This window comes from Bacillus sp. 7884-1 (assembly GCF_002272245.1).
GTDB lineage: Bacteria > Bacillota > Bacilli > Bacillales > Cytobacillaceae > Neobacillus.
The window spans coordinates 25,664-39,538 of the sequence record NZ_NPDD01000020.1; the positions used below are offsets into that span (position 1 = coordinate 25,664).

Consider the following 13,875-nt stretch of genomic DNA (forward strand, 5'->3'; position numbering starts at 1 on the left):
GATTAAATAATGCCCATATCCTTGCCGACTTTCTCATATATAGCAATGGCTTCATTAAGCATTTCTGTCGTATGTGCAGCTGTTGGCATATTACGAACACGTCCTGTTCCTTTTGGCACCGTAGGGAATACAATCGCCTTAGCATAAACACCCTCTTCATTTAAACGTTTGCTGAATTGCTGCGTTAACGCCTCGTCACCAATAATACATGGTGTAATCGGTGTCTCGCTGTTTCCAATATTAAATCCTAATTCCTTTAAGCCTTTTTTGAGATAATCTCCATTTTCCCAAAGCTTTTTGTTAAGCTCGGTGCTTTCCATTAAGATTTCAATAGATTTCTTGCTTGCTGCTACATCAGCGGGTGTTAAAGATGTTGAGAATAGGAATGGACGACTGCGAACCTTTAACCAGTCAATTAAATTCTTCTTCCCTGCAACATAGCCTCCTACTACACCAATAGCCTTTGAGAGGGTTCCAATTTGGAAATCAATTTTATCAGACAAGCCGAAATGCTTAACAGTCCCCGCTCCATCACCAAGGACACCCGATCCATGTGCATCATCTACATATGTAATCAGGTCGAATTCTTCAGCAATTTTAACGATTTCTGGTAATAATGCAATGTCCCCATCCATTGAGAAAACGCCATCGGTAATTACCATAATTTTATTGTATTGGCCAGATTCCTTCGCTTCCTTTGCCTTTCTACGTAAATCTTCCATATCCGAGTGGTTGACACGAATAATTTTCGCTCTTGATAGACGACAGCCATCAATAATGGAAGCATGGTTTAATTCATCGGATAAAATCGCATCGTTTTTATCCATAACAGCCGAAATAGCTGCCATGTTACAATTGAAACCAGATTGATAGGCGATCGCAGCTTCTGTATGTTTAAATTCTGCTAACTTCTCTTCCAGCTCAACATGAAGCTTTAAAGTTCCATTAATCGTACGAACAGCTCCGGCTCCTACACCATATGTTTCAATTGCCTCCGCTGCTGCTTCTTTTAATCGTTCATCTGTTGCTAATCCTAGGTAGTTATTGGAAGAAAGATTGACTAACTGTTTACCATTTATTGTAATCATTGGACCATTAGGACTTTCTAATGGATCGATGACATTGTATAGACCCTTCCCTTTTAAATCTTCAAGGTTTTCGTTTAAAAATTGCTCCAAAATCGTACTGGACACAAATATTCCCCCTTATTGTCGTTAATAGAAAAACATTTGTCCGTCTCAGGCGGACAGTTAGGTGTTCGATAAATACCAGCATAAAAGGATTTCTGTAATATACTTTACCACGATTTTAATGAAATGTGCATACCTAGAGGACATTCTGTGTAAAAAATTTTCATTATTAGGTTATCCAATTAGAAATCAGGTTATTTTTCAAATGGAAGAAAAAATGTATAATGGAAGGCATACTCTTGTTTAACCATAGAAAGGATGTACCACGTGGAGTTATTGTCATCACTTTTTTACACAATTATCGTTGGCGGTATATTTGTCTTCATTTTTATTTACCTTTATGATTTGTTATTTGGAGAGAAACAACAAAAACAAATTCGTAAAATACAAAAATACTACCGTCAAGAAAACATCAAAAAAATAGAACTGCTCGAGCATCAACCGAAAAAATACACCTTATATCAGGTGAAAACAGATAAAGAAACAAAACGAGTGAAAATAAAGCCAGGCTATAAAGTGGTCAAAATGGTAAAGAAAAAAGAACCTTCCCAGTAGTATTGGGATAGGTTCTTTTCGTTATTTTAAAGTTAATCTGCTTAATTTCGCAGAAGTTTGATTAACTTTTTCCAGGGCTTCTTGGTATTCCATTTCTAAGCGATTGATAATATCTGATGCAGATTCAATTTTATCAATTGCTCCTACACCGTGTCCTGCCGACCAGATATCACGCCACGCTTTGGCATCTGACTTACCTTGTAAACCATCAAAATCCACTTTTTCCTTTTTAATCAATTGTTCAGGATCCATACCTTCCTTAACGATACTTGGAATGAGCATATTTGCCTTAACACCAGAAAAAGCATCGGTTAAAATGATGTCCTCCTGTGTCGATTTGACAAGCATTTCTCTGTATTCATCATTTGCCATACTTTCAGTTGCTACAATAAATCGTGTTCCCATATAAGCTAAGTCAGCCCCAGCTGCCTGTGCAGCTAATATCCCCTTACCCGTTGAGATAGCGCCCGCAAGAACAATGATTCCATCCCAGAAGGTGCGGACCATATCAACAAAGGCGAAGCTGTTAATTTGTCCGCTGTGTCCACCGGCACCGCTTGCAACTAAAATTAAACCGTCAACACCTGTTTCAGCAGCTTTTCGAGCAAACTTGAGATCGCTGACATCGGAAAAAACCAGCCCTCCATATTCATGTACAATTTCAACAACATGTTTTGGACTACCTAGAGAAGTGATAACTAATTGAGGTTTGTGTTTTTTTATTAATGCCAATTCATCCTGAAGACGGCTATAGGTGCTATGTACAACCATATTCATGGCCCATGGAGCAATTTTACGCTCCGGATCTGCCGCCCTAGCATCTGCTAATTCATCATTTAACTGCCCCATCCATTGATCAAGTAGCTCAATGGGTCTTGCATTTGGTGCCGGAAATGAACCGATGACACCATTTAAGCAGCAATTCTTTACTAGTTCCGGACCTGAAACCAAAAACATCGGTGCCGAAATGACAGGCAGCCGAAGCTGATTCCACCAATTTTCAAAGATTGATTTTTGCATTTAAGACTCTCCTTCATTTTGGAATTTTCTGAATAGACTTCCTACTTAAATAGTACCTGAAAATGAATGGTTATTCAATCATAGAGTGAAGCCTTTTATTATAATGAATAAAGCGTTTTTCTGACACGAACAATGGGACTTTAAAAATCACGATCGTTCGTCTTTTACAAAAAAACAATTGATTTCCTTTTTTACCATGTTATAATGAGTGTATAAATTCATAGGTTTCACTCATATAATCGCAGGGATATGGCCTGCAAGTTTCTACCGGATTGCCGTTAACAATCTGACTATGAGTGGGTAATGAAGTAACGCTATTTTTTTGGCGTTCCATTATTGGTCTATTAAGCCCAAATGTCATTGCCTCACTCAGATTTGAAGTGAGCAATGGTGTTTGGGCTTTTTTATTTTTTCATAGGGGGATAAACATGAGATTACTAGAAGAAAAGATTAAAAAGGACGGCAGAGTCCTAAATGAAAATGTGTTAAAGGTTGATTCATTCTTAAACCATCAAATAGATCCTAGTTTAATGAATGAAATTGGCAAAGAGTTTACCCAGCGATTTGCAGGTGAAGGAATTACAAAAATCGTAACAATCGAGTCATCAGGTATTGCCCCTGCTGTTATGGCAGGATTATATATGAATGTTCCAGTAATTTTTGCGCGAAAAAGAAAATCAGTCACTTTAACCAATGACCTTCTGACAGCAAGTGTACATTCATTTACAAAAAACGAAACGAATGAACTGGCGATTGCAAGTAAGTATTTAAATGAAAACGATAAAGTTCTAATTATCGATGACTTTCTTGCTAACGGTCAGGCAGCTCTTGCCTTAGTAGAAATGGTCAATCAAGCAAACGCTGAGGTTGCTGGCATCGGTATTGTCATTGAAAAATCCTTTCAGCCAGGTGCTCAGAAATTGAAAGAGCAAGGATTAAGAGTTGAATCATTAGCAAGGATTTCCTCTCTAGCAAATGGAGAAGTTACATTTATTACTGAGAAAACGGAGGAATTGGTCTAATGAAACAACATCCATTTAAAATCGCATCTTTAGGAATTCAACATGTATTAGCTATGTATGCAGGAGCCGTGATCGTACCTCTTATCGTCGGAGGAGCTTTAAACCTTACTGGAGAACAATTAACCTATTTAGTTTCGATTGATATTTTGATGTGCGGGATTGCAACCATTTTACAAGTTTGGCAGAATCGCTTTTTCGGAATTGGTTTGCCGATTGTTTTAGGATGTACGTTTACTGCTGTAGGTCCAATGATTGCAATTGGCGGAGAATACGGTGTTTCAGCCATTTACGGTTCGATTCTAGTCTCTGGTTTAATTGTTGTCTTGATTGCCAGTTTCTTTAGCAAGTTAATTAAATTCTTCCCGCCAGTAGTGACGGGATCGGTAGTAACGATAATTGGTATTACCCTTATTCCGGTTGCGATGAATAATATCGCTGGCGGACAAGGAAGTCCGGATTTTGGCAGTCTTTCAAATATCAGTTTAGCTTTTGGAACTTTATTATTCATCATTCTTCTCTATCGTTTTACCAAAGGATTTATTCGTTCTGTTGCGATTCTTCTTGGTCTAGCCGGTGGAACAATTGCAGCTGCATTAATGGGTAAGGTGAATTTTGCGGCAGTTGGTGATGCATCATGGTTCCATATGGTAAAGCCTTTTTATTTCGGTACTCCTACCTTTGAATGGACACCGATTATCACAATGACCCTTGTTGCAATTGTAAGTTTAGTAGAATCTACAGGTGTCTACTTCGCCCTAAGTGATATTACAGGAAGAAAGCTTAAGGAGACTGATTTAGCTAAAGGTTATCGTGCAGAAGGTCTTGCCATCATGCTTGGAGCTTTATTTAATGCATTCCCATATACAACATACTCTCAAAACGTAGGACTCGTACAACTTTCAGGTGTCAAAACTAAAAATGTTATCTATACAATGGGAACAATGTTAATTATCTTAGGATTCGTTCCTAAAATAGGTGCTTTAACAACAGTTATACCTACCCCTGTTTTAGGTGGAGCAATGGTGGCTATGTTCGGAATGGTTATTGCTTATGGAATAAAAATGTTAAGTAAAGTAGAATTTGCTTCACAGGAAAACCTCTTAATCATCGCATGTTCTGTGGGGATGGGTCTTGGTGTTACCGCTGTTCCTGACCTTTTTGCTCAACTCCCAGCAAGCGTAAAAATCCTAACCAATAATGGAATTGTTGCTGGAAGCATGACTGCCATTTTCTTAAATATTGTGTTTAATGTCGCTAGACCAGCAAAGCAAAGTCAGTCTTCAGAAGTTAATAGTCAAAGTGTTGCTTAATAGGAATGAAAGAAGCTGCCTAGGTTCAGATTGAACCTGGCAGCTTCTTTCATTTTCATTCATTGAGTCCAGTTCTCTTGACACTAAAATCCACCTTTATATTGACTTTGGCATTCTTATATATTTTGTACCATTTTTCATCCGTAAGGTTTGAGTGACGAACAGCGCTTCTATATGTATCACCAAGGCCAAACACATCTGAATTTTTGGATTGACAATAGGCGATGAGTTTTTCAATATCCTTTTTCGTACTCTTCTCGATTTCGGTTTCAATCAACTTCATATTTTGTGGATTACCAATATCAATCGAACTAGTTATTTCAAGTAATCTAGCGCTAAGTTTTATATCAATATCAAATTCGGGTTTATCTCGGTTTATCAGCTTGATGTCACTACGGCTCTGTATTGAATCTAGAGCTGCGACCGTTTTATGACTTCTTTCATTCCCTTCCTTCAATTTTGGGGAATCACTTTTGATTAAAACATCCTTACTCCCAGACTTATATTTATCATTTATTAAGGCTAAATAAAAGCTTTGTTCCGTATTAATTTTGCCAACTAATTTAGCGCCTTTAAAGATGGCAACCCCTGAAAATAGAATTCCCTCTTTTTCATTTATATTTATTATAGGCATGACTGGTTCTTTTCCTACTGTGAAATGGTCATGTAAAACCTCCTGCATGGTTGAAGAAGGCATCATTTTAGCCTTGGTATTTTGTTCCATGAACCTGAAAATATGTATCCCAATATCAGGAATATGCTCAAGTTTTAAATGTAACAAATCCCTTGCCTTCCCGTCAGTCATGGCTAAGAATGTCATATCACTAATAATAGGATCACTCGTTAACGTTTGTGCTATCTTGGTTTTACCTTTTTTTAGCATGTCTTCTCCGTATATGATAACTCGAAGCTGCCCCGAGGTTAATCTCCTAGAGGTTTTTTTATTTGCATTTGTAATAATTCCCCTAATCGTTAGTGACTGGGATTCCACAATAACAACATCTTTAGGTGCGTTAGGATCAATCTTTAACTCAACCAACGTTCCTAAAATGGATCCATTTTTTCCTAAGTCATATCCAACCGTTGTAATCATACCTAATCGGTCAAGTACTTTAGGTTCCGCACAGCCACAAAGTAGTGAAATGGATAAGGAAATACAAAACCATCCTTTTTTTTTCATTTCATTTTCTCCTTATAGGCATTCATCTTCTTCTTTAGTCTAGCGAAAGCATATAGAACAAGAGGATAACAAAACGTAATATAAAAAGCTACGCTAGCAAAGAAATCGTTAAAATGATTGATTTTTACCCGTGTATTAATAAACAGACTACTTACAAAAATAATGGTTGTAAAAACCAACAAAACTCTTCTCGTTTTTATTCCAAAAATGCGTTTAGCACCACGTACAGCTGCCCACAAATAAAGCATTAGATTGGGGAGAATGATAAGGAGCCAAAAAGTTACAGCAACATACTCTGTTCTTTCGATAAAAGGGAGCTTAACAATTTTGAATAGGGAAAGAGTTGGCCAAATGGTACTTTCCAATTGCCCAGGACTAAAATAGCTAATGGCTAGAAGCATAAGGATTAAATATAAGAAAGTGGTTGTTGCGATTCCTATATGAGCATATTTTTGAACTTTATCCTTTTTTTCCATATAAGGATAAATTACATAAAGGATTTCGAAGCCTATTATGGTTAGAGTCATTTTATGAGTTCCCTTTAAAATGGAAACCAAATTGGATTCCATCACGGGGAGAAGGTGATCAAAGTCTGCAAAACGTAAAGGATAGCCAATAAATCCAAACATCCAAATAGAAAGCGTTATGCTAAAAAAACAAACTCCCACAATCATTCGAATCCCGCCTGTCACCCCATAAATGACTAAAAGCAGAATAGAAAATGAAAACAGCCAGACAGGTACTGTTGGGAAAACCCAAGTTTGAATGACCTCAATATAGTTTTTAAGAATAATCAAAAATACCCATAAGCAATATAGGATATATACACTGTTAAATGCCTTTCCTAGCCATTTTCCATAAACATCATGGTGTATACCATAAATATCAGTAGAACCATATATCTGTAAAGTTTTAATTATAACAAAAACCACAATATGAGTGGCAAAACCTGCAATCAGAACCGAAATCCACGCGTCCTGCTTCGCTTCCATAAAGATAACACGTTGAAAACCGTGTATCCCAATCCCCACTTGTATTGCATGAATAATAAAAATTACCAAAAAGGTACTTAACAAAAATGGAGGTTTTGGTTGATATTGAACCTTCATACGTTCACCTGCTACTTAAGGTCAATTTTTTTCTTTAGCCTTTTCAGGGTCATATTTGTTTTCGTTTCTTGGTCTTGTTAGGTCGGGTCTTTTATAAGTGAATGATAATGGCAGCCGGATGATACTGTCCTTCCAATCGGCGAAACGAGGAGGATAAAAAGGTGATAGATAAGGACTCCCAAGGCTCGATTGCCGTAACAGGTGCAGAAGTAAAAAGCAAAAACCGTACATAATTCCGTATAACCCCCAAAATCCAGCCAATATAATGAGAGGAAATCGTAAGATCCTAATTACATTGCCCATTGAATAACTCGGTGTTACAAATGATCCAAGAGCCGCTAAGGCTATGATGATAATGAGAATGTTGCTCGTAAACCCTGCGTCCACTGCCGCTGTTCCAATCACGATACCTCCGACAATACCCATTGTTTGACCCACTTTGGTCGGCAATCTTGCTCCGGCTTCTCGTAGTAATTCAAGAAAAAATTCTAATAATAAAGCTTCAATAATGGGTGGAAATGGTACCTTTGCCCTTGACTCACTAAGGGTTATCAACAAAGTCTGCGGAATGACTTCATAATGAAAGGTGATACAAGCCACATAAATTGCGGTAAGAAATACGGAAAAAAATAAAGCGATTAATCTTAATAATCGGTAGAATGTGCCAATATGCCAATTCACATTACTATCTTCCTGAGCTTGAAAAAATTCCATGAAAGTGTGAGGGCAAATGATAGCCAATGAGCTGCCATCAACCAATACCGCCAGTTTCCCTTTTAACAGCAAATCACAAACTCGATCCGGGCGCTCTGTTAACGACATTAAAGGGAAAATGGATAAAGATTGATCTTCTATAAGCTGTAAAAGTACGGAACTATCTAGAATTCCATCTATTTTTATCCCATCGATTCTATTTCTTAAGGTGTTAACCATTTGTTCAGAGGCAATCCCGCTCATATACAGAATGGCACCAGATTTATTCGTGCGGCTCCCTACCACAAAATCCTCCACACATAAATCCGGATCTTTAATATAGTTTCGGATAAGTGCAATATTCGTCATTAAGCTTTCATTAAAGGCTATTTGAGGACCAATAACATGAGACTCATTCTCCGCAAATGTTAATGCACGTCCAACTCTGGAAGGGATTTTTGCTAAAAGAACGGAGGTTTCTCCTTCTAAATAAATGATTACACTTCCGTCTAAAGCAGATTTGACCACCTTTTCCATCTGATTTGACTTTTCAATCTCACCAACTGATAAATGCTCAATTACTTTTTGGATGGAATCGAAGGATAGGTCTTTTATCGGATCAATAATATCCTGATGAAACATGGTTTTATCAATTAAAGGACCAATGGAGAAAATGGTTATCCCTGAACTTCCAACTACATTCTCTAAAATGTCAGAACTATAATGTAATCTTTTTTTAAACTCAGCGGACATTTTTTCTCGTGTTTCTGGAATAAGATCCTGGTTCATGGTTGGTAAATTACCTTTTGGTAAAAATGGCTTCTTTATAAAGAACAAATGTAGCACCCTCAATCATTCAAAACATTCGCTTAAGTATTATTTACCATTAAAACCTCTTTATACCACAGGACACTTCTTCAAAAAAATAAAGCAATGCTATCATTCGCATCGCTTTGGGAATTTCATGATTGGCTCGTTTTCGGTATCCATTTCTGAATCCATTCCTGCATCGGGACTGGTGTTGCTTTCGCCAGAGCCACCAATCGTTTTGGTAATAGAGATGGGCGAAATGTAAATAGCACCGCCAAAGTTAACAATGCCGCCAGAAATGGTTCCTATTGAAACATTATTATGGTTTGTGACCAAAGTAACCCCCTCCTTGGTGTTATATTATGATATGTCTGGGTCTTATTAGTGTTCGTCATAAACAAAATGAAAGAGCCCATATAGATAAGGCTCTTTTGGCAGGTTTGTATCGTTTTCTCTTTCTAAAAAAAGGATTTAAACATTTCTTGGTGATCGTTGCATTCCTTACAAATGTACTCAATTTCTAACGGATCTTCTCTTACCATATGTACGGTTTCTCTGCTGCAATTTTCACAAAATCTGACTTCCTGGATTTGTTCCATGAAATAAGCACCTCTTTTTCTTCGTTCATAAAAATAGTATGTCCAAGAATATCATGTCTTTTTCATCCATATCTATGCCATTTTTCATGGTTAAATCCTTGTTGACTTATTTTGCATTTTCTTTTTCAATTTTTAAAAGCTGCTCCTTCATATCCAATCCACCACGAAACCCAGTCAGTTTACCGTTCTTCCCAATAACTCGATGACACGGTACCGTTAAGAGGACTGGATTTGCTCCAATTGCTGTACCAACAGCACGGACTGCAGTAGGCCTCTGAATTGCATTTGCAATATCGGAATATGTCCACGTTTCTCCATAAGGAATTTGACAAAGTGCATTCCACACCTCTGTTTGAAAATCTGTTCCCTTTAATTCTTGGGAAATGGTAAATGAAGTACGTTCCCCTAGGAGGAATTCTTTAAACTCAGCAACATATGGCTGCATGACGACATCATCCTGAACCAATGAACTTCCTGGATAATGTTTGTTGACCCAAAGCTCCAATTCCTCAAAAGGTTTATTCTGCGAACCTACGTAACAGAGTCCCTTAGAAGTTGCTGCCATATATAGTTTCCAATTTTCATAAACCAACTTTGTCCAATATAGTGTAGGTTTCATCTTAAACCCCTCCATCGTCTTTCTATGTTATAACTTAATTATATCATTGAAAAGAGGCGGATGATGAGTGATTCAGACATGGGAAATTAACGACGAGGAATTAAAATTGTCTTTACCTAAAGAATTCAACTTTAAAGAAAATATAAATTATCTAGCGAGAAATAGTAACGAGTGTCTTTTTCATATCATAAATAACCGTGTTTACAAGGCAATTTCAATTGGAGCAGATACACTAATTATTGAAGTTAGTTCTGAAGATGATAACTATTTAATCATTCGATTTTTGGGAGTGAATAAGCCGAATATCGCAGGGCTTTGTGCAGAAGTCGCTTGTTATGTTAGAGATTGGTTTGATTTAGATAGAGATTTACGTCCCTTTTATACCATGGCAAAGGAGGATACACTCCTTGGTCCAGCTGTTGATTCCTTTTATGGCCTACGGATTATTGGAATTCCTGATTTATTTGAAGCCCTTTGCTGGGGCATCCTGGGGCAGCAAATTAATTTATCCTTTGCCTACACTTTAAAAAGACGTTTAGTCGAAAAATTTGGTAGAAGTGTTGTCCATGATGGTATCACCTATTGGGTGTTCCCCTCATCGGAGGATATTGCTGGATTACAAGTTGAGGAATTAGAAAGTTTGCGCATGACGAAAAAGAAATCCGAATATCTCATTGGGGTTGCTCAACTTATGGTTGAAGAAAAATTAACAAAAGAAAAGTTATTAAATTTAAGTAATCATAAGGATGCCGAGAAAATGTTAGTTAAAATCCGAGGTATTGGTCCGTGGACGGCTAATTATGTTTTAATGCGTTGTCTAAGATACCCCTCTGCCTTTCCTATTGATGATGTAGGTCTGCACAATGCGATTAAACATCGATTAGGAAAAGAACTAAAACCCACCAAAGAAGAAATCATAAAACTAGCAGTAAATTGGACGAATTGGGAGTCTTACGCAACATTCTATTTGTGGAGGTACCTTTACTAAAGACGTATAGATTTACAATGGATGAAAAAACTAAGAGAAACGATTTTACTAAGGAGCATATATTTAATGAAGTCCATTAAGCCAATTAAGATTACCTCTAAACATACGGATCAACCATATGAAAAATTAACCTCAGCAGAATTGGGTAAACTTTGGGCTGTCTATATGGGAAATACCATGTCCAAATGTGTAATTAGTTATTATCTCCAGCATGTGAATGACAAGGACATAAAAGAAATCCTGAAAAATGCTCTAACCATCGGTAACGAATTTCTTAAAGACATTAAAACTATATTTGAAAAAGAGCATTTCCCCATTCCTATTGGCTTTACGGAGGATGATGTTAATTTAGGAGCTCCTAGATTATTTGCTGATGAATTTTATCTTCATTATTTAAAATACGCAGCTAAAGCAGGGCTGAGTCTCTACTCCACTGCGATTCCATTAATGCTTAGAAAAGATGTAAGGGATTTTATCTTAAAGTGTAATCAATTAACCACTGATTTGTTAGTAACCCTTAATGATACATTAAAAGAAAAGGGGTATTTAACGAGGCCGCCGGTGATCCCGATTCCAGAAAAGGTTGAATTTGTACAAAAGGAAAGTTATTTTAATGGTTTCTTAGGTCATGTCCGCCCTTTACACGGTCTGGAGATTGCTCATTTATACGATAATATGGAAAATAATTCAACAAGCAAAGTACTATTAATTGGCTTTGGACAGGTAGCGCAAACAGAAAAAGTAAGAGAATTTATGCATCGCGGAAAAGAAATCACCATGAAGCATATTGAATCTTGTAGACAACAGTTACATAAAGAGGATTTGCCTGCACATCCACTTTTGGATGACTTGGTAGAAAACTCAACATTTGCCCCATTCTCAGATAAACTTATGATGTTTCATAAAATTGATATGTTCAGCATGAAAATCAGATCCTATGCGAATGCTTCATCCCTTAACGGGCGGCATGATATTGGTGCTATGTACAGCAAATTTTTATTGGATATAGGGCTTTATGTACAAGATGGTGCTAAGATATTTATTGAGGAAGGATGGATGGAACAACCGCCTCAAGCAGTTGACCGAGATTCCATGTCTTCGAATAAATAAGATAAAAAAAGAATGAGCTGCCTGCCCATTCTTTTTTTATCTTATTTTTCCCAAAGTTCTATCCGTCTTCCCTCTGGATCTGCAATCCAAGTAAAGGTACCGAACTCACTCTTCTCAGGTTCTTTAAGTAAAGAAATCCCTAGTTTTTGCAGGTGTTTTACACATTCATTCATATCTTCAACCTGAAAATTCAACATCACCTGCTGCTCCATTGGAAAATAATCACTATCCTCTTTAAAGAGTGAAAAGATGGTTTCATTTCCTTCTTTAGAAGGAAAGATGGTTCCATTCCATTCGTTATCCAATGGTATTCCTAATACCTCTTTATACCATTTTTTTAGTTCAGTGATATTACTAGACCTCCAAAAGACTCCACCAAAACCTATTACATTCATACACTCACCTCAAATTTCGTCGTACCTTTTATTTCTATTTTCAACCCCTTTAATCCTTTATATTTTTTTAAAGCCTTTTTTTCTCAACCGCTTTTGCCTAAAATGTGGAATGTCGAAGAATGGTCACAAACGATAAACGCTTAAAAAATTAGTCTCCCGCATTTTGTGCGGGGGATTTCTTTATTATCAAGTGTTTTACCCTAATATCCTATTATTTTCCTATAGAAAATCTAGATTAAAATCTATTTGTATAATAGATAAATTGAATTTAATAGAATGAAACTATTCATTATAATCAATTGAGCAAGGAAATAACTAGTGTACTAAAGTACAAAATTAATGAGGTGAAATGTTTTATGCAAAAATGGTTAATTGGTATCATTTTATTTATGCTTGTTTTTTCATTGGCAGCTTGTGGGCAAGCTGAAGATAAAGCAAAAGAAGGTAATGAAGGAAAAGAAGATAAAAAGACTGAGGAAGTATTTAAAATTGGTGCGATTCCTGATCAAAATGCAGCCTTCCTTCAAACAGGAATGGAAGCTGTTGCAAAGCAGTTAAGCGAAGAAACTGGTATGAAAGTCGAATATGTACCTTCTGTTGACTACGCAGCACTCGTTACAGGATTCCAACGTGGTGAAATACATTTAGCATGGTTTGGCGGTTTAACAAGCGTGCAAGCAAGAAATCTTGTCCCAGATGCTGAATCAATTGTTCAACGACCTCGTGACGCTGAGTTCAAATCTGTATTCATTACCCAAGAAGGCTCAGGTATAAATACTTTGGCTGATTTAAATGGAAAATCCTTCACATTTGGCAGTGAAAGCTCTACCTCAGGACATTTAATGCCGCGTTTTTTCTTAGCAGAAGAAGGTATTGATGCTAACACAGACTTTAATGGAAAGCCTAACTTCTCAGGCTCTCATGATACAACATACAAGTTAATCGAATCAGGTTCCTTCCAAGCAGGTGCGTTAAACATTTCTGTTTGGGAAGCAGCAGTAAAAGAAGGAAAAGTAGATACAAACAAAGTGAAAGTATTCTATACTACACCAGATTATTATGATTATAACTGGACAATTAATAGCAATGTTGCAGATGTATTTGGAAGTGATGCTAAGGAAAAGGTAAAAGAATCACTCCTATCTATGCCAGGCGACACTAAAGAGATTTCTGATTTGTTCCAAACAGACAAATTTATTGAAACAAAAAATGAGAACTATGGAAAGATTGAAAAAGTTGCCAAAGAATTAGAGATTATAAAGTAGTAGGTGTTGT

Annotated in this window: 15 protein-coding genes and 1 riboswitch; of the genes, 6 read left to right on the forward strand and 9 right to left on the reverse strand. The window is 36.9% G+C overall.

Features of this window, described 5'->3' with window-relative positions; all coding sequences use genetic code 11:
• Positions 1-2: 2 nt before the first annotated feature.
• Positions 3-1,193: a glycine C-acetyltransferase gene (locus CHI06_RS02925; RefSeq protein WP_095246927.1), complete on the reverse strand. Its 1,191-nt coding sequence runs from the start codon at positions 1,191-1,193 to the stop codon at positions 3-5.
• 264 nt (positions 1,194-1,457) lie between these two features.
• Here CHI06_RS02925 and CHI06_RS02935 point away from each other — a divergent pair, with 264 nt between their 5' ends.
• A complete protein-coding gene (locus CHI06_RS02935) occupies positions 1,458-1,745 on the forward strand; it encodes a hypothetical protein (protein ID WP_095246929.1) in 288 nt (95 codons plus the stop codon).
• Between the two features lie 21 nt (positions 1,746-1,766).
• Here CHI06_RS02935 and CHI06_RS02940 read toward each other — a convergent pair whose 3' ends face one another.
• Positions 1,767-2,765, reverse strand: a complete 999-nt coding sequence (locus tag CHI06_RS02940) for an NAD(P)H-dependent flavin oxidoreductase (protein WP_095246930.1) — start codon at positions 2,763-2,765, stop codon at positions 1,767-1,769.
• 211 nt (positions 2,766-2,976) lie between these two features.
• A riboswitch (purine riboswitch) is annotated at positions 2,977-3,078 on the forward strand.
• Between the two features lie 115 nt (positions 3,079-3,193).
• Here CHI06_RS02940 and CHI06_RS02945 point away from each other — a divergent pair.
• A complete protein-coding gene (locus CHI06_RS02945; protein ID WP_095246931.1) occupies positions 3,194-3,787 on the forward strand; it encodes a xanthine phosphoribosyltransferase in 594 nt (197 codons plus the stop codon).
• Positions 3,787-5,097, forward strand: coding sequence for a nucleobase:cation symporter-2 family protein (locus tag CHI06_RS02950; RefSeq protein ID WP_095246932.1), 1,311 nt, complete (start codon positions 3,787-3,789; stop codon positions 5,095-5,097). The genes CHI06_RS02945 and CHI06_RS02950 overlap by 1 nt, the downstream gene beginning before the upstream one ends.
• A 55-nt stretch (positions 5,098-5,152) precedes the next feature.
• On the opposite strand, the gene CHI06_RS02955 is transcribed toward CHI06_RS02950, so the two are convergent.
• The 6 genes from CHI06_RS02955 to CHI06_RS02975 all read right to left on the reverse strand — a co-directional run bounded on the left by CHI06_RS02955 (position 5,153) and on the right by CHI06_RS02975 (position 10,107).
• Positions 5,153-6,277: a Ger(x)C family spore germination protein gene (locus tag CHI06_RS02955; protein ID WP_095246933.1), complete on the reverse strand. Its 1,125-nt coding sequence runs from the start codon at positions 6,275-6,277 to the stop codon at positions 5,153-5,155.
• Positions 6,274-7,386 (reverse strand): GerAB/ArcD/ProY family transporter, encoded by a 1,113-nt coding sequence (locus CHI06_RS02960; RefSeq protein WP_095246934.1) that lies wholly within the window; start codon positions 7,384-7,386, stop codon positions 6,274-6,276. The genes CHI06_RS02955 and CHI06_RS02960 overlap by 4 nt, the downstream gene beginning before the upstream one ends.
• 21 nt (positions 7,387-7,407) lie before the next feature.
• Complete coding sequence (locus CHI06_RS02965; protein WP_257009148.1) at positions 7,408-8,916, reverse strand: spore germination protein; 1,509 nt, start codon at positions 8,914-8,916, stop codon at positions 7,408-7,410.
• Positions 8,917-9,018: 102 nt separating this feature from the next.
• Complete coding sequence (locus CHI06_RS02970) at positions 9,019-9,225, reverse strand: spore germination protein (protein WP_095246935.1); 207 nt, start codon at positions 9,223-9,225, stop codon at positions 9,019-9,021.
• Between the two features lie 122 nt (positions 9,226-9,347).
• Positions 9,348-9,488 carry a hypothetical protein gene (locus CHI06_RS29615; protein WP_165979261.1) on the reverse strand — a complete coding sequence of 47 codons (141 nt, stop codon included), beginning with the start codon at positions 9,486-9,488 and terminating at the stop codon, positions 9,348-9,350.
• A 106-nt stretch (positions 9,489-9,594) separates the two neighbouring features.
• Positions 9,595-10,107, reverse strand: coding sequence for a methylated-DNA--[protein]-cysteine S-methyltransferase (locus CHI06_RS02975; RefSeq protein WP_306453797.1), 513 nt, complete (start codon positions 10,105-10,107; stop codon positions 9,595-9,597).
• A gap of 67 nt (positions 10,108-10,174) precedes the next feature.
• Here CHI06_RS02975 and CHI06_RS02980 point away from each other — a divergent pair, with 67 nt between their 5' ends.
• Both CHI06_RS02980 and CHI06_RS02985 read left to right on the forward strand, forming a co-directional pair.
• The gene (locus tag CHI06_RS02980; RefSeq protein ID WP_095246937.1) at positions 10,175-11,095 is read left to right on the forward strand and encodes a DNA-3-methyladenine glycosylase family protein; all 921 of its coding nucleotides are present in this window, start codon (positions 10,175-10,177) and stop codon (positions 11,093-11,095) included.
• Between the two features lie 66 nt (positions 11,096-11,161).
• The gene (locus tag CHI06_RS02985; protein WP_095246938.1) at positions 11,162-12,205 is read left to right on the forward strand and encodes a DUF3231 family protein; all 1,044 of its coding nucleotides are present in this window, start codon (positions 11,162-11,164) and stop codon (positions 12,203-12,205) included.
• Between the two features lie 41 nt (positions 12,206-12,246).
• Here the strand turns inward: CHI06_RS02985 and CHI06_RS02990 are convergent, their stop codons facing one another.
• The gene (locus tag CHI06_RS02990; RefSeq protein WP_095246939.1) at positions 12,247-12,600 is read right to left on the reverse strand and encodes a VOC family protein; all 354 of its coding nucleotides are present in this window, start codon (positions 12,598-12,600) and stop codon (positions 12,247-12,249) included.
• Positions 12,601-12,956: 356 nt separating this feature from the next.
• Here CHI06_RS02990 and CHI06_RS02995 point away from each other — a divergent pair, with 356 nt between their 5' ends.
• Positions 12,957-13,865, forward strand: coding sequence for a putative selenate ABC transporter substrate-binding protein (locus tag CHI06_RS02995; RefSeq protein ID WP_095246940.1), 909 nt, complete (start codon positions 12,957-12,959; stop codon positions 13,863-13,865).
• The last annotated feature ends 10 nt before the right edge of the window (positions 13,866-13,875 follow it).